Origin of the sequence: Bacillus sp. ok061, from assembly GCF_900108285.1 — a bacterium.
GTDB lineage: Bacteria > Bacillota > Bacilli > Bacillales > Bacillaceae_G > Bacillus_A > Bacillus_A thuringiensis_S.
Window position 1 is genome coordinate 1 of sequence record NZ_FNUW01000024.1, and the last position, 22,598, is coordinate 22,598.

Here is a 22,598-nt window from a genome sequence, read left to right on the forward strand (position 1 = left end):
CTCTTAAGAATTGTGGCATAACTCAAAGTATGTCTCGCAAAGGAAACTGTTATGACAATGCCGTTATTGAAAATTTCTTCGGTATCATGAAATCGGAATTTCTGTATCGAAAAGAATTTGAAAGTATAACACATTTCAAACAAGAATTAGCAAAGTATATAGAATACTATAATCATAAAAGAATTAAGGCAAAATTAAAGGGTATGAGCCCAGTACAATACCGGGCTCATACCCTAGAGCCTGCCTAATGAAACGACCTGTCTAACTTTCGGGGTTCACTTCAAAGCAGCTGGTGGCTTTTGTGAGTACTTACCAGCTTCACAATTATCTTATATTTTTATGAACTTAAATTATACACAAGATGATATTGTCACTTTTATACATGAAATGGGTCATAGTATTCATAACGAACTCATAAAACCATTAAAATTACGACAGTATATAGAAATTCCAGCTGAAACGGCTGAGCTAGCCAGTATGACAATGGAGTTATTCTCGCTTAATTATTGGGATATCTTCTATACAGACAAAAAAGATTTAAAACAAGCAAAAATTAACTTCTTTAAAGATGTTATTTCATATTTACCTGTTATGCTTATTGTCGATCAATTTCAACACTGGCTGTATGAAAATCCAAGTCATACTTCTGAAGAAAGAAATGAAAAATACTTACAACTTCAAAAACATTATCAGTCTAGCGTCATACATATTGATGGCTACGAAAACTGGATAGCAACGAGTTGGTTACCTGTACTCCATATTTTTGAAGTACCATTTTATTATATTGAATATGCGATCGCCCAACTTGGTGCATTACAAATGTATAAACAATATAAAGAGGAACCTAAGCAAGCACTAGAAAATTATAAAAAGGCATTATCACTAGGAAGCTCGCAATCTATAAAGGAAGTGTATGATGCAGCCGGTATTCGTTTTGATTTTTCTGGTGAAACAATTAAAGAACTAATGCTATTTGTAGAAAAAGAATTAGAATTACTTGAGCAATTATAAGAAGAAAGCTGCACCTATATTTTGGGTGTAGCTTTCTTCTTTATTTTATTAATCAGCTCTATGTACTGAGTATCTCCATATCCGATTGTTGGAAAAAGATAAAACAACTTTATTAATAATTCACGAGTTGATAAATCTTTATTTTTAGAGATGAATTTCATTACTGCATTATCTTCTGTTAACATTTCTAAAAATAAGTCTATAGCCTGATACATTACAGGTGGTACCTTATGAGAGGTCTTTTTATGGTTTACTAATACTTCATTGTATATAGAAGAATAATTCCCCAATTCAAGTTCAATTTGATTTACTTTAAATTCATCCTCTCTAAAGCTATTTAAGTATACCTTCCCTTCATAAGCAGACTGTTCAAGGTGAGAAAGTATGGTAAGTAGGTTCATTTGGCAAAACATATCTTCACCAAACCATAGAACAATACATTTATACTTTTTCGTAAAAAGGTTTTCTAACGGATCTATAACCTTTTTTATATAACTTTCTACTGAACTGTTATGTCCTTTCGCTCTTGTTTTAATAAACTCTTCATTAAAAACTTGAGTAGTAGCCGAGTTCACACACATTGCCTCATTAAATGGGGCATAATTAGAATCACCCATTAGCTTTTCGTTTTTAAATTCTTCATACATAACTTGACCATTTAATATGTTAAGTACCTCTTTATCAAATAGCTCACTCTTCCTATCTCGTAACTGTTCAACCTCTATTTTTCTAGAAATATTCATTTTAAACGCCCCTTCTTTATTTAAATTTAGTTTAACAAATGATTGAATAGGCATTTTGTTAAGTTGGTATTCTCTTGGATTCATTCCAAAAACATTTTTAAAACTTCTACTATAAGCCTCTTGGGAAGAGTAATCGTAATCTAATGCGATCTCAATTATCTTCCTACCATTCTTTAAATCTTCCGTAGATAAATACAACCTTCTAAGAAGAATATAACGTCTAATACTGAAACCCGTTACTTGATGAAATTTAAAAGAGCAATAATAAGGAGAATACCCCATGTAACGAGATAATTCATCTAATGAAAATCTCCTTTTTAAATTGCTCTCAATCCAATTAATCATCTGCTGTATATGTTCATTCATTTCCTTCACTCCTTATTTAAAAGTATAGGAGAAGTGCGTTTCTTTCTTTTGATATTTCTTGTGTTTTATAACATGAGCCTTTCTCTAAGATCTTTATAATCTATATATAAGTATTAATTTTATATTTTTTCATCTATCTTATTTTGTCATACCTTCTATTCATTTTTCAATTTAGCGTTAATGAGTATGTTGGCAACACCTTACTAATTATTAAAGGTCAATTTACATCATATTTCATGTTAAAGGATTTCAAAAATTAAACACGAATTTTATAAAATAAGATTCTTTTAATTTCCTAGTTAAAAAATTAAGGTTTGGAAAGGACGTTTCAATGAACGAGCTAGAAAAAGAAATACTTCAATTCATAAATGAACAGTATCCGTTTAATTTTATTAACATTAAGCCAATAACAAATGAGATGTATAAATGCCTCACAGAACAAGGTACATACTTCAGTAGAATTACAAACTACAAAACATATGAAGAACAGATAGAAGAAGTTATATATACGAATTTTTTACATCAAAATGGTTTAGGTGTTCCACCAATAATCCCTTCATTACAAGGGAATTTTGTAGAAAAATTCACATTAGACAAGGAGATTTTTGCTGTATTATATAAAGCTGCTCCTGGTATACATTTACCAAGGTCTGAATGGAATTCTAATATATTTAAAAAACTTGGTAAACAAATTGGAAAATTACATCGTATATCTAAAAGCTTTGAAAAGATTAAACCAGTAAAACATATAAACGATTGGTATGAAAATGAAGAATATAATTTTCTTAAATATATCCCTAAAGAAGAAAATACAATAAGAGAAATTGCATCTGACGTTTTAACTTCCATAAAAGAGCTACCAAAATCCCCTTCAAATTACGGCTTAATACACGGAGATTTATGGTTAGAAAACATTTTAGTCGAAAATAATTCAAACTTAACAATGATAGATTTTCAAGACTGCGAAAAACATTTTTACATATTCGATTTAGCCGTTCCTATTTATAGTGCGATAGAATATTCATTTGCTGGAAATGGGAATATCGTTGACTATGAGTATTCTATTACAAAAGCACTATTTGAAGGCTACCAAGAGGAAAATGAGCTACCAAAAGAGATGAAAGACAAGTTTCCGTTATTTATTAAATTAAAGGAGATTTTTGAATATAGCTTAATGCATATGTATTGGGATAAAGAAGAATTAACGGAGGAACAAGTACGGATAATGAATCTTTATAGATTAAAACTTGAAAATAATTATTCCTTAATAAATATGTAAAGCGAATGTTGTTTAACTATGTAACTATAGTTGAACAACATCCGCTAAAAACTTAATTGATTAGGAATGTTTTACATATCATCTTTTATTAGTTGTGATCCTTTTGCGTGCTGTATCTTAATTAATATTGCTTTATACAAAAACACTATACCTAGTACAGCGAAAATGATACTTACTGGAATACGGGCAATATGAGGAAGGTAGCGCGGAAGAAAGAATAGACGGACTCTTTCATCCACATCAAATATTTCAAAGACAATCGGCACTATACTTTGGTGCACTAAGAAAAAGATTCCCATAAACACAAGAAGAACAATAACGGCAAGTTTTTTCTTCGGTAATTCTATTTCTGTATTGCGAATTTTCTTTTTGTGATTATCACTGTTAATTTTCACCCCACTTTTCATTTCAAATAGCAACTCAGGGCCATTTCTTTCAAGTTTTTTGTAAGCGATACGCCCAAATAGCCATGCTAAAAACACTCCCGTACAAACCCCAGTCGGTACACCTAACCATTGTATGAATTGTATATGTAATGATGTCCCCAACCATACAACTAGTAACGAGGGTATCGTTGTTACTTGCACCATCAACAGCATGAGCCACGTGGTTATAAACATTTTACTCGCATTCATATCGTCACCAGATATTATCGTTCCTCTTCCACGGCGATGTGGATCAGTAATTGGAATTAAATTAACTACAGAAAATAAGACAATAAGGCCGACTGCCCCACCAAGTAAAGCTGGGAATACTGCAAATACCCATGGATAAACGAAAGTAAGTCCGCTAATAAAAGTGAAAATTATTGTAGTTAAAATTGCTACAGGACCAATAGCTATCAACCAAGCTAATTGACGACCACGCACGTCAATCCTTTCTGCGCCAGGTGTCACCAACGTTAACCATAACGCGCTTCCATCGAAACCATATAAATTACAAGCAAACATACTTGTAAATACAATCATAATTACTCCCGCCCAAGGCATTAAGTATGGTATATCCGCAATTGTAACTATAATCCCATAAAATACACCTATCCATATTCCCATCCGCAAGAAACGCCCTCGTTGTGGATCCTTCCCCCAACATTTTAGCTCCTTAGTTATGATCGCTCCTATTTTAGTTTCAAAAAAGATTTTAAAAACTTTTCTATAATGCTTTTTAGTAATCTCACTTTGGATTTTTTTAGAATCTCTCACTGTACTTCTAGTCAATAATGTAGTCCATATAAATAAAAGAAGTCCACAAAATATCGTTATTGCACTCAAGAAAACACTGGTTAATAACCAATTAGATTGACTTGCGTACTCAACAGCAAGTATTGTCCAACTAGATGGCATCATGTAAAGTAGCACGGTATCAGTAAATATTATTCTATTGATTACAGGAAGTGCATACCAGCCCACATTTAGAAATGCAATGATGAAACCAATGAACATCGCTCCCATTTCCATACCGACTCTTGATTTCATCGCCTCACCCATAATACTAACTATTACTTTTGATAACAACACTACAAAAACTAACTGTAAAATAATTGCCGGGACCGCAACTACAATTGCATATATACTAATTCTAGCTGCATAGATTAATAATCCTATGAAAGCTAAAAAACTAACCAGTGGGCCTACTCCTATAAAAGTTACACCGAGAAGCATCCTAGCTAGTTTATAAGAATTGAGCGGAAGCAACACAAAATATTCAGGACGTAATATTCCGTCTCCTCCAGTAAGCATCGGACCTATAATCCACCCTAGTGTCCAAATAGCGAATGTTACATATAAAATGCTTTTTGATATAGTTTGTTCTGTTGGATAAAAAGAAAAAAGTAGAATAGTTCCAATCGCTAGCAACAAACCAACTAATCCTGTCATAATAAATAACACTGCCCTGCCACGATTCATTGAATGTTTAAGTATTGATAACTTCATTTGAATTAAAACATTAACCAAGACAATTCCCCTCCTTTAGTGGCGGGTTTACCTACTAATCGAATGAAAATATCCTCTAGTTTTTCTTCACCACAAACATCTTCCATCTTTCCAGATGAAATTACTCCCCCTTGCGAAATAATCGCAACGTGATCACAAAGTTGTTCAACTAATGCCATGACGTGACTAGAAAATACTACAGAACCACCTGAACTAACAAATTTCTGTAAAATCTTTTTAATAGTAGTTGCAGAAATGGGATCTACCGCCTCAAACGGTTCATCGAGAACGAGTAATTTTGGCGCATGAAGAAGTGCAAGTGCAAGGCCGAGTTTTTTACGCATACCAGTAGAATAATTAATAACTAAAGTCCCCTCAGTATTATTCAACTCTAATACTGCAAGTAATTCTTCTGCCCGCTGAGCAACTTCATTGGCATCTATTCCTCTTAACAACCCCATATATGTTAATAATTCGCGACCAGTAAGTCTTTCTGGTAAAGCCAATCCATCTGGTAATACTCCAATCAACGTTTTAGCTTGTTTTGGATTACTCCAAACATCAATCCCAAAAACTTTAACGTTTCCGCCATCCGGTCGTAACAAACCAACAGCCATTGATAAAGATGTAGTTTTTCCTGCTCCGTTAGGTCCAACAACTCCATAAAAAGAACCACTTGGAATAGTTAAATCAATACGATTTACTGCAATAAATTCACCGAATCGCTTATGTAATTTCGAAAGTTGTAGCGCAGGAGCGGATTTCTCAAATTCGGTATTCAATGAAATTGATTCATCAGTTTTCATAAAACAGACTCCTTTTTTACTACTATATTCTTTGTAAGCAAAATCCAATAATTTTACTCATTTAATTACAATACTGAAGCATTAATTTATTTAGTAATTCATTGTTATTAGCTGACACCTTTTCAGTTAACCTAGCTGCAATAATAATAGGAGCCCATTGAAAGATCTCATCTCTTGATAAGCCCGTATTTCTGCAATATATATGTAAATACATTTCAGCTAATTCTACTGAAGCTTGAGCGTACAATAAATATGTACGAAATACATCTGCACGAATATCACCTGAAGTAGCATCTACCCAATCTATAATTTTCACATTACCATTACTGAGAATTAGATTAAATGGATGGAGATCACCATGACATAATCTATGTTCAAATTTGATTGCATCTAACTTATTTAATATATTTTCCTTTTGTTTTTCATCCAATTTATGTACAGATTTAATTTGTCGTTTTAACTTTTCTCTCATTGATTCCATATCATCGATATTCACACATATAGCATGGATCTTTTTTTGCTCATTAACACAAAGTCCGATATAACGCTCTGCCTCATTTAAATTATTAAGTAGGAGATCACCAACACTGTCCCCTTTTACGTATTCCATAATAATTGCCTGTCTATCGTGTATCTTTGTCACTTCAAATACGTTTGGAATTGGCAGCCCGCATGAATAAGCATATTTTTGTTTTTTTGCTTCATTCATAGACTCTGTACCTGGAAGATATTCTTTAAATAACTTCACAATCTTATTATCATACAGATAAATTTCCGCTGTATTTCCTTTAGCCATTGGCTTACCTAAGTTCAAGTTTCACCCTCCTTAAACCATATAGTATTCTACACTCCTATTTTAAATTCACTGCAATGTTAGGAAATCCTTCTACTCACATAAATCCTATTATTACAAAAATCTCTGAAATGCTAAAAGAAAAGTACGTATCGAAAACAGCCCTATAATTTTTTAGCATAATTATAGGGCGACTTTAATGATGTTGATAATTTTTTGTTTCGTTTGACTTAAATAATTGTTATTTTTAGTAGAAATTAATATACCAATCGGGATTTTAGAATTAAAGTCCTTAATCTTAAAAGATAGTATTTCTTCATTCAAAATTGTACCTTTCGGGATAATTCCTATCGCATTTTCAAAAAGCATTTCTGGAATGAGGTTTAAAGCACTACAATTATAAACTCTTTTAAAAGATAAATTATTTTTCGCTAGGAGAGAACTTACAGATTGATACGAATAACAATTACTTTCTCCTACAATAACTGGATAATCTATAATATCAAATGCTTCAACGGATTCTTTTTGTAACAAAGGATGCTCGGGATTATTCACTATAAATTCAATCTGTTCATCACATATTGGGGTGAATTTTACCTTTGATTTATTTTCATTATTTCCGCACACCGCAAAATCAATCTTATTATGTTCTATCATTTCTGATAAAATTGCTGTATTTCCCACTACAAAATCACAATGTATATATGGTTTTTCAGCATTTAAAAACTTTAATATTATTGGTATTAACCTTTTAGCAACGGATTCTAATAGACCTATTCTCAAACTCCCTTTCTCTTCATTGCTAATACGTTGTGCTTGAGTTATAGAATATTCCCAATGTGTTACTAAGTTTTCTACTTCCTCTGCAAAAAGTTTTCCTTCTTCTGTTAATCTTGCATCCCATCCTCTTTCAAATAACAGAAAACCAATTTCATTTTCCAGCTTTTTTATATGTGTTGTTACTGTTGATTGTGCATAGTTTAATTGTTTAGCAGCTTGTGAAAACGTTCCTTCTTCAATAATTTTTTTAAATGTAAGTAACTCTTTCATTTCCATTTCATACACCATCTTCATCGATTTTATTGATAATTAGTTAATATATTTTCAATTATACAAATAGAAATATTGGAAGTAAAATGAAATCAAAAGGAAAGGAGTACTCTATTATGCCATTTGTTACTGTTTATCATCCTGAAAAATTATCCGATAATAAGTTATTAAAAAATATAAGCAATCAAATTCACCATTCGTTAATTAAACATTTCAATATTCCCGAAAATGATTATTTTCAAATGTTTTTACCTTATCCTTCTCATCAACTTTTTTATAATTCATCTTATCTTTTAGAAGGTTCATTAAAACGATCCAATAATATGATTTATATTTCTATTACATGTGGACCTGGAAGAACAATTAATCAAAAAAAAGATTTATATAAAGCTATAGCCACTAATACAGCTAATATTCTACAAATCTCTACTGCTGATGTTTTCATTACACTACACGAGACACCTATGGAGAATTGGTCATTCGGTCAAGGAATAGCTCAAATGTTAAATTAACATAATAACTAGGCTTTAATTTTCCTTAAAACAAAATAAACTTACCGCTTTCTATAACTATATAGAAAGCGGTAAGTTTATTTTACTAGGAATATCCTCATGAAACTCTGGTGTATACACAATAGAAAATGAATATCCCTGCTCAATAAATGATACTTCATTATATTTACATTCAAAGGGAACATTATTTTTCTTAAAGTTATTTTGGATGCGCTGTAAAAATGCTGGATCCGGTGTTCCAAAAGAAACGTGTACTTTCGGTGGCAAAGCTTTCATCGCGATTGGAATCCAAGGTCGCTGCCACCAAGTCGCGACGATATATGCAGTGCCACCTATAACAAAGTTAAAAATATCCCCATCTTCCATCGTTTTCATATTTAGATTTGATTTTAACCATTCCGTAAAAACAGGTACACTTTTAACAGGAAGACCAATTTCCCTTACGTATAAAATGTTTAAAGGTGAGTGTGGTACTAATACATCCTCTTTAACATAACTATGTGCGATAATTTCGAGTAGATTTCCATCTCCGTCTTTAAAGTATAAATTGAATAGACCATTCTCTTCACCAATTACATTTCCATTTTGCCATTTCACAATGAGTAATCCAGAGTCCTTTAACCATCTTGCTGTTTCATGGAATTTTGAATATGAGATTTCAAAAGCAAAATGTGCAGGTGCAATTGGTTCATACACTTCTTGAAAACTAATTGTTGTATAGGATGTTACTTCAAATTGAATGAAGGATGCTGTTTCTTTTTTTATTGGAAAAGATAATATATCTCTGTATACTTGTTTTACTCCTTCTATAGAAACTGTTTGTAGTTTAATATCTGAAATGTGTGTAATCATTATAATAAACCTCCAAATTTATTATTTCTATTAGTATTGTATTTCAAAAACTAACAGGAAAAATCCATCTGGAGATTGAAACTTTAATTAACAAACTACTACTTTTGTATTAGAACTGTTACGTTAACATTTTCAGCCAATGCAATACGATCTGAATTTTAAACAGTTTGTAATTGGTATGAACGACCACATCAAGATATAATGAATACCATCTTAAGCTAAAAGGAGTGTTGTACTGTGACTCAAAGAATTTCTTATTATGATGCTGCACCTGATGCTATGAAGATTATGATGGACATGGAAAAATACACAAAGCAATCACCAATTAATCAAACAACTAGAGAGCTTATTAAAATTAGAGTTTCTCAAATCAATGGCTGTGCTTACTGCTTAGATTTACATACATCTGATGCACGAAAAATGGGAGAGACTGAGCAAAGAATTTATTGCTTAAGTACTTGGGATGAATGCACTTTTTATACAGCAGAGGAAAAAGTCGCTCTTGAATTAGCTGAACATATTACACTTATTCCTACTAAAAGAGTTCCTGATTCCCTATATAAACGAGTACGTGAACATTATGATGAAAAACAATATATTGACCTTGTCTTGATTATTAATCAAATTAATAGTTGGAATAGAATTTCTATCGCGATGGGAAATACACCGGCAAAAAAATAACACTTTAAGCAAACAACTTACTCAATACGTTTTATTACATACACTTCAAAAAGGTTGATTCTAATACATTACAAGAATCAACCTTTTTAAGTTATATTGGACTTTACCAATGTTTTCTTATTTCTTCTACTATAACTTCCGGATAATCCCAATGTAACAGATGAGTAGAATCTGGGATTAGTTTTACTGTCGCTCTCGTTCTCTCACTAAAAATACTCGCTGTCTTCCCTCTATATTCATCCCAAATTTCTGGTACTGTAGCACGAAGTAATATTATATTAGATGGTAACCCCTCATATATATCCATTGTTTCATCCTTGTGCATACCTCTTACGATATTACCAGCTGTTGTACCCCTCGCATGCCAACATACTTTATTATCTATTTCTATACCAAGATCCTTAACTGCAAGTTCTAATAATGGAGACCACCTTGTATACACTTCTTTTTCACTTTTAAAGAAATCATCCCAACTATCAAATACATACTCTTCAAAGTCCTTTTCATAATAAGCAATTTCTTCTTCCAAGGTTTCTTCTTTAAACCTTTTCGTTTGGTACCCTCCATCAATAAGGATACTCCCTAATACCTTTTCTGGATGATTTAACAAATAAAATAACGCTACAAAACTTCCCCATGAATGTGATAGAAAATAGAAGTGTTCGATTCTCAATTCATTTATTATTTCCTTTAACCAATTTGCTAAATTGTGCATCTCATAATCTTCCGTTCTTTCAAAGGGCGGTGTTTTACCATGTCCAGGTGCATCAGCGGAGATAAATCTATACTCTTCTTTTAATTCCTCAGCAATTTCTATAAAACTTAAACTCGTACTACCTAATCCATGTAAACAAAAGATAACGGGCTTGTCATTATTCCCCCATTCAGTAATATGTACATTTATTTTTTCATTGCTAATATAGTAACGTTTCAAAACATTTATCCTCCATATTTTGATTTTTTAATTTACACTTTATTTATTTCTATTATTTTCAAGTATTTCCTGTATTCTTTTCCACACAAAAAGCTGCTTTTCTTTAAATGAAAAGCAGCTTTTACACTAAAATATATTATAATTTAACAGCAATAATCATAAATCTTTTTGAATTAGTACGAATCCCTTTTTCAGAACTATACGTATCAATGAACTTTTGTAAAATAGTAAAATCCTCTTCCTGTTCTCCGAATCTAGGAATAATAGGGGTATGTTTTAATAAGAAAATGAGATCTTCAGACCTACTGTAATAATCAGTAACATCATATTCACGTACTTGCACGAGATCAAATCCTGCACTAATAAGTGCATTCATATACTTTTCTTTTAAAGTACCATCCCGTTCACCTAAGCATTGTCCTCTACCAAATGCTTCTTTCAGGTTTAATTTATCATTCTCACTTACTTGTTGTGTTAAGAAAAAGGCACCCTTTTTCATTACTTTTGCTAACTCAGATGCCAGAAACGGGGCATGACAACTTGAAGCAATATCAAAATGTGCATGTGGAAATGTTAAAGCTTCAGAACCCATTTGAAGAAACTCAACATTTTGTACACCTGATTTTTTCAAGTTAGAATGTGCCGTTTCAATCATGCCGTTAGAATTATCAATTCCAATCAACAATTTAGCTGATGATGCTATGTTAAGTACATTTTCTCCTCCGCCTGTACCAACATCAAGTAAAATATGTGATGGTTTACACCTTTCTTTTACCTCACTATAAAAGTCCCATGTATCTCCTACAGTTTCACATTTTATTTTGCTAAAATCCCATCCATTTAATCTTCCTACTTTATCATAGAAGCTTTTATACTCTAATTCGTTCATCTTATTACTTCCCCTTTTTAAAAATAAATTAAATATGTATAATAACCTACGACACTCCTTAATTATATATTATAAAATACAAATTATTAAAACAACATTTCCCTTCACACTACAATAAGTTTACATAACATTTTTATGGTTTATCTTTATCTATATATTCTAAATGCCCTCTTCCCCAACTACACATACTATCCAAAACAGTACTGACTGTTTTTCCATGTTCAGTTAAGCTATATTCTACTTTAGGTGGTATTTCTTGATAAATTTCGCGTTTTATTAGTTGATCTTGCTCTAATTCACGTAATTGCTTCGCTAACGTCCCTTGAGATATATCTGGTATCAATCGCTTTAATTCACCAAAACGTTTCATTCCATCTGTTAGCAAAATAAACAAAATGAGTGGCTTCCATTTCCCACCGATTATTTGTAATGTTGCTATTACCCCTTTTAACTTCGGTTCTTGTAAATCCATTTTTCTCACCTCTCCTCAGATATCATAAAGTGAAACTTTAATAAGTGGGGGTTTTGTTCATCCCACACTGATTATTAGTTGAACCAATCGGGCTTTTACGGACAATTGATCTCTTACCTAACTTCCTTGCATTTTCCTAACTTTGAGGTGAGAGTTTTACTGCCCGTTAATGCGGGATAAACCATATTTAGAAATTTTTCCTATTACTTATCCGCATGTATAGCGATTAGTACGAAATTTGCGACTATGTACATATAAAGTGCGTACTTTTCACTTGCTCCCTTTTAGCGAATAATAAAAGCATAGCACAGTTAGTTATATTCTAAATTTTTTATTAAAGGAGTGGCTAAAATATGTCTATTACTACATTAAAAGATAGTCGTATCGTTATTATTGGCGGGAGTTCTGGTATTGGATTAGCAACAGCAACACAAGCAATTAAACAAGGCGCACATGTTATTATTGCCGGACGCTCGGAAGAAAAATTAAAAGTTGCTCGAGAAGTAATAAATAACAATCATCTTCAAACTTATATATTGGATAATCAAAATAAAGAGCAATTACAAAATTTTTTCAAGATAGTTGGGAACTTTAATCATTTATTCACACCGGGAGCCTCTTACACACTTGGACCGATTACCTCTACAGAGGAAATTGCTGAAAGTAGCTTCATCGGAAAGTTTTGGCCTCAATATTATGCCGTAAAATATGCAATTCCTTTTCTTTCAAACTCTGGATCGATTGTATTAATGTCTGGTGCATTTAGTCAAAGACCACTTAAAGGGGCACCTGCTTATGGAGCTTGCAATGGGGCTATTGAAAGTTTAGGGAAAGCTTTAGCTGTTGAATTAGCTCCTAAAAGAGTTAATGTTGTTTCTCCTGGAACGATACAAAGAGAGAATGAACAAAACGAAAATAGACTAGCTGCTTATGAATCTTATAAATCTCTTTCTCTTGTAAAAAGGCCTGGCCATAATAATGAAATTGCACATACTGTTCTATATTTAATGCAAAATAGTTTTACTACGGGTAATGTATTATTTCCAGATGGAGGGTACACATATCATTAAATTATTTAAGACAAAAGCCCCTTGTTACGATGGCTTTTGTTGCTCATTTAAACATTGCTGAAATTTCCAAATAGATGATTACATTACTTTAGTACCAACTGGTTGGTTTTTAGATGATTCATTACAATCCGCTCATTTTGTACATTTGCAAATAAAATTGTGCTAGTAGTTGACGAATCGAATCTAGAAGTAATTTGTCTTGAGATTTACGGATAAGTTTACAAAGAAAAAAGGCATATAAATAATGCCTTTTTTCTTTATCATCATTTAACTGGATAACAAACTTCTGTAACCCACTTATTAGGATCCGATTCCATCGCTGGGCTCACATGATAAATATTAAACATCGGGCCTGCTAATTTGTAACCCTCTGTCTCAATCCATTTTGCCGCAGCTTCATTTACAGCTGTCATCTGTTCATAACTTCCATTAACTGTTATAGAAGCTACATTGGTTGATTTCATATTTTTAAATGTAACGTCTTTTGTATTTTCGTGCTTACCTAGAATACTTAGCTGTATTTCTATATCTACATCATTTTCTTTGTATTCACGATCATGGAAAACCGCAATACTATAACTCGGTTGGGCAATACTAATATTTTTCATTTGAATTTCTTGCATTAATATACTCCATAAATCACCTTCGCAATTATACGATGGAATAATCTTTCTAACACTAGCTACAGTTCTTTCTGGAATTTCTTTTATTGAAACATGATAATTCATCTCAACAACATCCTCTCTCATCGTTTTCATTGAGTCTTCGAGGAGACGTAATTGTTTTTGGAGGTTATTCATGTCTTCTTTAATTTGAGCACTACGATTTAAAAATTGCTCTTTTATGCTATCTATATTATCGCATTCTATTATTTCTTTGATGGTAGCAATATTAAACCCCATAGCTTTTAATGTTTGAATTTGATTTACCTTTTTTAATTGGTCAGCTGAATAAAATCGATATCCACTCTGCTCATCGACTTTTACTGGTTGTAATAATTCCACTTTATCGTAGTGTCTCAACATACGTATGCTAATGGAAGATAGTTTAGAAAAATCCCCTATTTTAAACATGATTTCCTCCTATAAATTACATCTACTTTGAAGCTCAACTTCATCATAAACAATGACATTATGTGAGGGTCAACTGTTTTTAACGATTTAAATAACAATTTAACATGTTATATTTATATAATTAAAAACCCATATTCCTGTTTTTATGACTACTGCAATTGACAAAATCATCACTAGTTATTTTTCTCAAGACATTCATAAACCGCCATCATATCTCGTTTATCCAACTCACGAATACGATTAAAAATTGGTATTTGCCCAACAGCTTCTGTTAATAAGCTTTCATTCACAACATCACTTACTTTTCCAGTTAACCACGTTTGTACATCCACGCCCTCGACAACTTCTTTTAACCCTTCGTCATTAATACCACTTGCATTACAAGTTACACATGGAATTGTTAGTTTAAAGACACCATCATGTAGATTATCTTCGGTTATCACTTTCTTACCTTTACAAAATGGACATGGATTACTTTTTTTAATTTTATTAATTTGGGTAACTAATTTTTTGTATCCAAACGCTTCGTATACATACGTAAGTTTTTTATATTTACCATTTGTGAAATACTTATCTATAATGTTTTCTCTCGTTTCATAAACATTAGGGAAATCACAAACAGTTACTTGATTATTAACACTAATGGATTCGATATTTCCTTTTATTTCACCCCAGAATGGTAAAACATTTTGTAACACCATTTCATAGTTTGAAAAGCTTGCTTGTTCTAATTCAAACATTTTCAATGCAACTTGTGCTTTTCTTGGCAATAAAGAAACATCTTCTGTCAATACCATATCGCCACCAACAATAGACTTCAATTTAACAAGTGCCGGTAAATCACCAACTGTTTTCAATACTTCATTAATAGGCTGATTAATTATTTCACGAATATCTACGTTACCAAATTTAAGTGGTTTATGATGATTTAAAACCGTCCCCTCGCAAATTGGACATTTCATCATTTTTTTTGAACTTTTAATTTCTTCTTTAATAGGTGCTTTTGAAATAACAATATATCCACCAATAATTGTATTAAACCCTACCCATGTTCTGCGTGTCTTTCCTTTTTTATCATAAAATGATTTTTCAAAATATCCGTACCAAAACGTATGCTTTTCTTCTTCTGACATATCATTATAGCTCTTTGACAAATCGTGACCAAGCTCATTTTTTATTTCTTCGAATAGAAATTCTATTTTTTCATGCTGATAAAATTTTAATACCTTCATGATTTCTTGATCGAATAGCCCATCCCAAAATGGAACACTTTTATCTTGAATGGCAATATCTTTATCAAAAACTTCAATTTGAAGACGTCCAGAACAAGATGGACAATGATTGTCCTGTGAATAGAAATCAAAACTTCTCGTATCTTTATTAATTGGATGAGCAGCTACAATATGATTAATTAATCCACCAATCTCATATAAGAAACTATATTGACTATATAAATGTCTTTCAAGATCAATAGCAATAACAGGTGCGATTGTATCAGATTCATATTCACCATAAATTAACCTAGCCATTGATGATAAACTTTTTAAAATACCGCCCTTATAAACGTTTTCGGCATTTTTAAAATAGTTAATATGATTCCCTTCTAAATAGTGAACTCCTTTTTTCTGCGTAAGCATTGAAGAGATGTATATTTTCTCTGTGCTATTCACATTACTTTTTTGACGATAGTAATCCTCATGATTAACAACATCCAAATGCTCTACAGATTCATTCTGCCTTTTTCCAAAATCAACTATATAATCAGAGCTTTCTAACATGTAACGATTATGCTCAATCATAATGATTGAAACTGATTCATCTTGCAGAATACCTCTAATACTATCGATAAATTGATTTAAAATATTTTGTGATAAACCTTTTGAAGGCTCATCAAAAATGAATAATGTATGTGGATTTCTAGTGTTTGCAAATAATTCTGAAACTAAATGAACACATTGAAACTCACCTGTCGATAATGTTTGTGTTTTTCTCTCTAATGTTAAATAGCCAAGCCCTAATTTAATTAGTAGGCTCAAACGTTTATAAGCGATATCTTCATTTGGAAGTTCATCAATAATATCCTCAATCGAGCGCTCAAAAATATCATCAATGTCTTCACTATACTTTGTGAGTTTCTTTTTAATATCTAGGAAAGTTGCTACAGTTGATCGACTTGTAATTGATTGATTTCGGTCTTGTCCCACCATAACTAATTTATCTTTTGGATATCGTTTCAAGAAATCTGTAGCTAGACATTCATTGACAAGTGTAGATTTCCCACATCCTGATTCTCCTGTAACCGTTACAAATCTGTTTTTAGGAATTTGAAACTCCGCCATTTGGATATTACGGCAATATAAATCATAGAATGTATAATATTCTGTTGGTATTTCTTTATTTCGATCCCACAGTATTGACTGTGGTCTTGGTGATTCTTTCACAATTTTCCCGCCATATTTTCCGCTACCAGGTCCAAAGAACAATTGCTCATCAGTTGTATCTAGTACCGTATCTGAATGATCAATAAGCCAAATTTGATTTTTACACCCTAATCGTTTAATCTCTTCTAAAATTTGTAATAAAGTTTCCTGATCAAGTCCAACTGAAATCTCATCAATAATAATTACAGCATTTTCACTTACTGCCATGAATTCGGCCAAATAAAGTCGTGTTAACTCTCCACCTGATAACGTACCCATAATTCGATTTAATGTTAAATAACCAATGTTCATATTAATAATATTTTGCAGTATATGCTGTTTTTCTTCACTAATATTTAACTCTTTTGCTAGTGAAAGAATAGATTCAATACTTAAATCATTAATATTTGAGATTGAATGTGGCTTTTCCAACAAATCAATTTCATGTTGTTCAATTTCTTCACTATAACGTTTTCCCTTACATTTTTTACACTCAACATTTTTTGTAGTACCACGGCCTTTACAACCAGTACACCAGCCTAATTGATTATTAAATGAAAAGACCTCTGGAGAAAGATTAAATACCTCAGCAAGTTTTTCCCGAACCTCTGTAAAAACACCAGTATGAGTACCAATCGTTGAACGCGGATTAGACGAAATCGATGATTTTCCTAGAAAAAGTACTAATGGCATTTCTTCCATCTTAATAGCACTAAAATTTGTTTCCATAATGTTAGGAAATAAATATTGATATTCAGCCTTTGGTAATAAAGAAACTAATCGTTTTTTTGACTCTTCACCAATTGTTTGGCAAAAAGTTGTTTTACCCGATCCAGATAACCCAGCAATTCCAAACGATTTATTAAACGGTATAGTTGCATCTAATTTATTTATGTTATTAGCAATTAATTGATTTACTTTCATATTAACCTCTATTCTTATTTATTCACAAAAGCATTTTTAAAATATAATAATTACATAATGAATATTACCTATTATGCAATTATCCTCTCATTTCATGAATCTTATCCTTGTATATTTCAAACCACTGTTGCCATTCATCTTTAGAAAATTCTTTCTCTTCTCCTTCTAAAACGTAAGAAAAAAGATTTAAACAAATATGCCAACCAGCTATATCTCTCGGTGTATGATCTGTTAATTCATTAATGTACTCTTTAAGGAATAAAAGAGTACTATTTTCCTCTTTATGTATTTCAAATCGGACACGGTCTTTATCCCAAGTAAATTCAAGTACTGAGTTTAGTTGACACTCTAAAATATCAATGTTTATGAATGAACCGTCCATCATGTCGAACTTTATTATTCCACCAGTTTTAAGGCTTTCAATCTGTAAATTGGACATCCATTTTTTCAGCTTACTGTTTTCTGTTAATACAGACCAAACTTCCTCTACCGTATATGGAAATTCGCGTTCAAATTTTACAATATATCCACCAGTTAGTTTCCCAATTTCAGCTATCATTTTGATTGCCTCCTTATATAGAATATATGTTCTCATTTCATTTTACACGAATATAAATATAAAATAAATATTTATGTCAACGAAGTGTTAATTTAAAGTGAATGACGCTGAGAAAAACTTAAATATTTTCTAAATCGAGTTATATAGTATTGAAAATTAAATATAGATTTACGTACAAATAAAAAAGCCGCATTTGCGACTTATGAAATCATAGGATTAACTCCTTTTTTGGTTGAATGATTAGCGCTTAATCGCATCGACAATTAGCGATGGAAAACCAAGTTTATCGCCTTTATTTCTAGAATCATACCTTTTCGAACGGAAAATAACACCGTCGTTTGCATCCCATTCGTTGTAATAAAACTGACCATTTTCATCACAATATTCAAGTAAAACTACCTCGAATCCAGCAGTTTCAAACATTTTCGTTAATGTTTTATAATTATGAACGATTTTATGACTTGCTGCTGGATGATCTTTCGGACCGGGTCCCCCTATTTGAACTATATTTTGATATACCTCATCCTGAAAGAATGCATCAGGGACTCCGCACCGAATATGACCAGATGGTTTTAAAAATTCATAACAGATTTCAGCTGCTCTTACACCTTCTTCAAAAGTAAGGTGTTCCCATACATGCTCAGCTAAAATAGCTGAAATAGAGTTGTATTCAAATCTTTCTTCCCACGTAGCTTTATCTAGTAAGTTAAGTTCATCTTCTTGCGTTTGAATCCAGCCTGGATTATTATTAAACACTCCAGCTCCGACAACTACTTTAATTTCGTCTTGTTTTATTGCCACCATGTTCACCTCTTAAACATTTTAATTCATTAATATATTCTATGTTTACTATTATCCTTCCTCCTTCAACAAATGTAGTAACATGAGTCCAGTACAATACCGAACTCATGCCCTAAAAACTCTCTAACGCAACAATCTGTCTAACTCTATAAAATTAGTTCATAATATACGATTTTTCTTACAGAAATATAGCACACCAAACATTAGCATAATACCAATTACGTAAAAAATTGTTGTTCCGCTCCCACCAGTATTAGGAATTCCCCAATTATTCTTCGCATTTTTCACTGTTATTTTTTGTGTCTTTACTGCTTCTGTAATTTCTATTTCTATTGGATCTCTAAGTAACATGTATCCGTTCGGTGCTTTTATTTCTTTAATCGTATACTTTCCAATTGCTAATTGGTTGGAAATTACCTTTCCTTTTTCATCCGTTATTAATCTACTAACTTCTTTCCCTTCTTTATCTAACACTTGAAATACAGCGCCTTTTAGCTTTAATTCACTATCCTTATCATCAACTTTTTCAATTTCAAATTGCCCAGTCGGATCTGGCAATTTCTTATTTTCTATTTTAATTTCTACTACTGTATCTTTTTCTATTTTTACAGCTATTTTATCTTTTAATAATTCATAACCTTTAGGTGCCTCTATTTCCACTAGGGTATAGTTTCCCATTGGTAAGTCCTTTGATATCATTTCTCCTTTTTCATCTGTTATTAACTCTCCAACTACTTTTCCTTTTGCATCTTCTATATGAAACTTTGCCCCTGCTAGTTTTTTATTTTTATCACTTATGTCTACTTTCACAAGCTTCATTTTCCCCATTGGATCTGGCAATTTCTTATTTCCTATTTTAATTTCTACTTCTGCATCTTTTTCTATTTTTACAGTTATTTTATCTTTTAATAATTCGTAACCTTTAGGTGCTTCTACTTCCACTAAGGTATAGTTTCCTATTGGTAAGTCTTTTGATATTACTTCTCCTTCTTCATTTGTTACTAGTTCTCCAACTATTTTCCCATTTAAATCTTCAATTTTAAACTTTGCTCCTGCTAGCTTTTTATTTTTATCACTTATGTCTACTTTCACAAGCTTCATTTTTCCCATTGGATCTGGCAATTTCTTATTTCCTATTTTAATTTCTACTTCTGCATCTTTCTCTACTTTTACAGCTATTTTATCTTTTGATAATTCGTAACCTTTAGGTGCTTCTTTTTCCACTAAAGTATAGTTTCCTATTGGTAAGTCTTTTGATATCGCTTCTCCTTCTTCATTTGTTACTAGTTCTCCAACTATTTTCCCATTTAAATCTTCAATTTTAAATTTTGCTCCCACCAATTTTTTATTATCATTATTACTATCAACCTTTTTTATTTTTACTTTTCCTGTACTAGGCTTGTTCCAATGTTTCCAGTTAAATTTAAAATTGTGAAACTCAAATCCACCAGTTTGTTGTACCGCACCAACAAATGCTTGTCCATTAATCGAACCGCCTTTTGTTTCTAATACAGCATTGGGAGCAAACACACTTCCAACAACACCATATCCTTCTGTTGTGATCTTTTTCGCATTAGGAAAAACCCAAATCATTTTACTGTATAGCTCAGTAAATGGTGAATTAGGAGAATAGGGTTGTGATGTGGGAATTATGTCCGTAGCCCTTCCAATATTGTTCTTGTCATATAGAATAGCCCCATTTTTAAATGTAACCTCTATCGCATCCGAATACATTACAATAAAATCTTTGTCCTTAGCACTCGGTAAAAATACATCTCTTATATCTAAATTAATTTTCCCTGTCAATTCTGATGAAACATAAATATTAGGATTGTTTATATCTTTTCCGATTCCATGACTCATATTTGGAATTGGGGTATTCGTTTTATATTGACCTGCATTTTTACTGACTTGGTTTACTATATTGCGAAATTCATTAAATTTCGCGTCAATTTCTAGTTTTTCTTTATAAACGATACGATCATAAGAAGATTGTATGATGCGATCTGGATCACTCTCTTTTGTCATTACGACTATTCCGTTTTGAATGATAAAAGATTCTTCTCTTGATTTCTTAAATTTTCCAGACAATAACAAAGACGGATATCCCTCATCAACCCATTTTTCACCTACTATATTAGATGTTCCCGCTGCAGCACCTACAATCGTATACCCAGATGCATCCATGTCACCTTGAACTGCAATTGCTCCTTCAATGTCGCCACCTACTGCTTTATGGTTACCAAAAACAACAGCATTATAACGCGATATATCACCTAGACCTTCTAAGTTTGTCGTGGATCCATATGCTTCTTTTGGTACATATACGACAAAACTTACACTTAACATTAACAAAACAATAAAATGAATAATTACCAGCTTTAATCGTAGCCTCAATTCCTTTGTTCCCACCTTTACCGTATTTTTTCTATAGTCGAATAAAATAAAATTTTTATCAATGAGGATTTACTTCATCCCCTATATACCTTCTTTACTTATCTCTGAATTTCCGGTCCCATTGCCCATTAATGCAGGATAAATACATTCTATCGAGTAAACCTTTTCTTATAAATTACGACTAGAAACACACATAACAATAGGAGTGGAACTATTACAGTCCACTTATTAAACATAAATATCTCTGTACTCACTTTTTGTTTTTCTTTCTCGTTTAACTCCACACGCTCACCTCGAACTAGCAATCTATTGGTGTTTACTCCATAAGGCGTACACGTAATTAAAGTTGTATAATCTTTATTTTCTACAATTTGTAGATCGTCCGTTTCGTATGGTAACACTACTTTAATTTGATCTACTTTATAAGCAAGAACTTTGTCTAAAGAATGAATATAAAAAAGATCTCCTTCACTCAACTTATCTAAATCTGTAAATAATTTTGCTGATGGTAAACCACGATGCCCTGTTAAAATAGTATGCGTATTTTCTCCACCTACCGGGAGCGAAGAAAAATCTAAATGACCTATCCCGCGACTCAATACTTCCTCAGAGGTCCCTTGATAGATTGGCAGTTTTATATTAATTTTCGATATTTCAATATATCCCATTACATCTCCTAAATTTAACGCATCAGCATACGCTTGATGATTACTTTTTTTTTCAGAAAATGGATCAGTAAATGTTTTCGTGGAAGTTTGAACTTGTTTATTATATTCGGCTGCTTCTTTTTCCCTACGTTCGACTTCTTTCTTTTGTAGCGCTTTGATCTTCTTATCGTAAGAGCTAATCTCAGAATAATGTGCACGAGTCGCCAACCAATTACTAATAGTAGGATATAAAAAAATACCTAATCCAAATAAAAAAATACCCCCCAAAACAAGATTTCGTTTCATATTTCCACCTCTGTATATGCTTAAATATCGAAAAGAGGGAAGCATTTTGCTTCTCCCCTTTTCCCATAGTTACATGTTC

General features: G+C 32.0%; 20 protein-coding genes and 1 pseudogene. 6 read left to right on the forward strand and 15 right to left on the reverse strand.

The window, feature by feature from the left end; translation table 11 throughout:
- Positions 1-248, forward strand: a 248-nt coding sequence (locus tag C4S65_RS24755) for an IS3 family transposase (RefSeq protein WP_142391581.1), incomplete at its 5' end; no start/stop codon positions are given.
- Between the two features lie 6 nt (positions 249-254).
- Positions 255-1,011: pseudogene (locus C4S65_RS24760) on the forward strand (M3 family metallopeptidase); the annotation flags it as partial.
- Positions 1,012-1,025: 14 nt separating this feature from the next.
- Here the strand turns inward: C4S65_RS24760 and C4S65_RS24765 are convergent.
- Positions 1,026-2,120, reverse strand: a complete 1,095-nt coding sequence (locus C4S65_RS24765) for a helix-turn-helix domain-containing protein (protein WP_001002112.1) — start codon at positions 2,118-2,120, stop codon at positions 1,026-1,028.
- Positions 2,121-2,451: 331 nt separating this feature from the next.
- Here C4S65_RS24765 and C4S65_RS24770 point away from each other — a divergent pair, with 331 nt between their 5' ends.
- Complete coding sequence (locus C4S65_RS24770) at positions 2,452-3,399, forward strand: phosphotransferase (RefSeq protein WP_086406193.1); 948 nt, start codon at positions 2,452-2,454, stop codon at positions 3,397-3,399.
- Positions 3,400-3,470: 71 nt separating this feature from the next.
- Here the strand turns inward: C4S65_RS24770 and C4S65_RS24775 are convergent, their stop codons facing one another.
- The 4 genes from C4S65_RS24775 to C4S65_RS24790 form a co-directional block, all read right to left on the reverse strand.
- Positions 3,471-5,354, reverse strand: coding sequence for a hypothetical protein (locus C4S65_RS24775; RefSeq protein WP_103945515.1), 1,884 nt, complete (start codon positions 5,352-5,354; stop codon positions 3,471-3,473).
- Positions 5,339-6,139 carry an ABC transporter ATP-binding protein gene (locus C4S65_RS24780; RefSeq protein WP_086406191.1) on the reverse strand — a complete coding sequence of 267 codons (801 nt, stop codon included), beginning with the start codon at positions 6,137-6,139 and terminating at the stop codon, positions 5,339-5,341. The genes C4S65_RS24775 and C4S65_RS24780 overlap by 16 nt, the downstream gene beginning before the upstream one ends.
- 61 nt (positions 6,140-6,200) lie before the next feature.
- A complete protein-coding gene (locus C4S65_RS24785; RefSeq protein ID WP_097820939.1) occupies positions 6,201-6,953 on the reverse strand; it encodes an aminoglycoside phosphotransferase family protein in 753 nt (250 codons plus the stop codon).
- Positions 6,954-7,115: 162 nt separating this feature from the next.
- The gene (locus tag C4S65_RS24790) at positions 7,116-7,988 is read right to left on the reverse strand and encodes a LysR family transcriptional regulator (protein WP_086406190.1); all 873 of its coding nucleotides are present in this window, start codon (positions 7,986-7,988) and stop codon (positions 7,116-7,118) included.
- A gap of 110 nt (positions 7,989-8,098) precedes the next feature.
- On the opposite strand from C4S65_RS24790, the gene C4S65_RS24795 reads away from it, so the two are divergent.
- Positions 8,099-8,494, forward strand: coding sequence for a tautomerase family protein (locus C4S65_RS24795; RefSeq protein ID WP_086406189.1), 396 nt, complete (start codon positions 8,099-8,101; stop codon positions 8,492-8,494).
- Positions 8,495-8,551: 57 nt separating this feature from the next.
- On the opposite strand, the gene C4S65_RS24800 is transcribed toward C4S65_RS24795, so the two are convergent.
- Positions 8,552-9,346 (reverse strand): glyoxalase/bleomycin resistance/dioxygenase family protein, encoded by a 795-nt coding sequence (locus tag C4S65_RS24800; RefSeq protein ID WP_086406188.1) that lies wholly within the window; start codon positions 9,344-9,346, stop codon positions 8,552-8,554.
- Positions 9,347-9,583: 237 nt separating this feature from the next.
- Between C4S65_RS24800 and C4S65_RS24805 the strand changes: the two genes are divergently transcribed.
- Complete coding sequence (locus C4S65_RS24805; protein WP_000194098.1) at positions 9,584-10,027, forward strand: carboxymuconolactone decarboxylase family protein; 444 nt, start codon at positions 9,584-9,586, stop codon at positions 10,025-10,027.
- A gap of 103 nt (positions 10,028-10,130) precedes the next feature.
- Here C4S65_RS24805 and C4S65_RS24810 read toward each other — a convergent pair whose 3' ends face one another.
- From C4S65_RS24810 to C4S65_RS24820, 3 genes are all read right to left on the reverse strand, one after another.
- Positions 10,131-10,961: an alpha/beta hydrolase gene (locus C4S65_RS24810; RefSeq protein ID WP_103945516.1), complete on the reverse strand. Its 831-nt coding sequence runs from the start codon at positions 10,959-10,961 to the stop codon at positions 10,131-10,133.
- 136 nt (positions 10,962-11,097) lie between these two features.
- Entirely contained in the window at positions 11,098-11,850 is a 753-nt protein-coding gene (locus C4S65_RS24815) for a class I SAM-dependent methyltransferase (protein ID WP_086406187.1), read from the reverse strand.
- 133 nt (positions 11,851-11,983) lie between these two features.
- On the reverse strand, positions 11,984-12,322 hold the full coding sequence (locus C4S65_RS24820; RefSeq protein ID WP_000365520.1) for a helix-turn-helix domain-containing protein: 339 nt from the start codon (positions 12,320-12,322) through the stop codon (positions 11,984-11,986).
- 353 nt (positions 12,323-12,675) lie between these two features.
- On the opposite strand from C4S65_RS24820, the gene C4S65_RS24825 reads away from it, so the two are divergent.
- Entirely contained in the window at positions 12,676-13,392 is a 717-nt protein-coding gene (locus C4S65_RS24825; RefSeq protein WP_000029100.1) for an SDR family oxidoreductase, read from the forward strand.
- A 263-nt stretch (positions 13,393-13,655) separates the two neighbouring features.
- Here C4S65_RS24825 and C4S65_RS24830 read toward each other — a convergent pair whose 3' ends face one another.
- From C4S65_RS24830 to C4S65_RS24855, 6 genes are all read right to left on the reverse strand, one after another.
- Entirely contained in the window at positions 13,656-14,465 is an 810-nt protein-coding gene (locus C4S65_RS24830; RefSeq protein WP_000472618.1) for a MerR family transcriptional regulator, read from the reverse strand.
- Between the two features lie 173 nt (positions 14,466-14,638).
- Positions 14,639-17,809 carry an ATP-binding cassette domain-containing protein gene (locus C4S65_RS24835; protein WP_086406186.1) on the reverse strand — a complete coding sequence of 1,057 codons (3,171 nt, stop codon included), beginning with the start codon at positions 17,807-17,809 and terminating at the stop codon, positions 14,639-14,641.
- Between the two features lie 79 nt (positions 17,810-17,888).
- Positions 17,889-18,368 (reverse strand): SRPBCC family protein, encoded by a 480-nt coding sequence (locus C4S65_RS24840; protein ID WP_103945517.1) that lies wholly within the window; start codon positions 18,366-18,368, stop codon positions 17,889-17,891.
- A 240-nt stretch (positions 18,369-18,608) separates the two neighbouring features.
- Positions 18,609-19,172 (reverse strand): SAM-dependent methyltransferase, encoded by a 564-nt coding sequence (locus C4S65_RS24845; RefSeq protein WP_000225725.1) that lies wholly within the window; start codon positions 19,170-19,172, stop codon positions 18,609-18,611.
- Between the two features lie 156 nt (positions 19,173-19,328).
- Positions 19,329-21,566: a SpaA isopeptide-forming pilin-related protein gene (locus C4S65_RS24850; protein ID WP_103945518.1), complete on the reverse strand. Its 2,238-nt coding sequence runs from the start codon at positions 21,564-21,566 to the stop codon at positions 19,329-19,331.
- 149 nt (positions 21,567-21,715) lie between these two features.
- Positions 21,716-22,519 carry a class C sortase gene (locus C4S65_RS24855; RefSeq protein WP_086406303.1) on the reverse strand — a complete coding sequence of 268 codons (804 nt, stop codon included), beginning with the start codon at positions 22,517-22,519 and terminating at the stop codon, positions 21,716-21,718.
- Positions 22,520-22,598 lie beyond the last annotated feature (79 nt).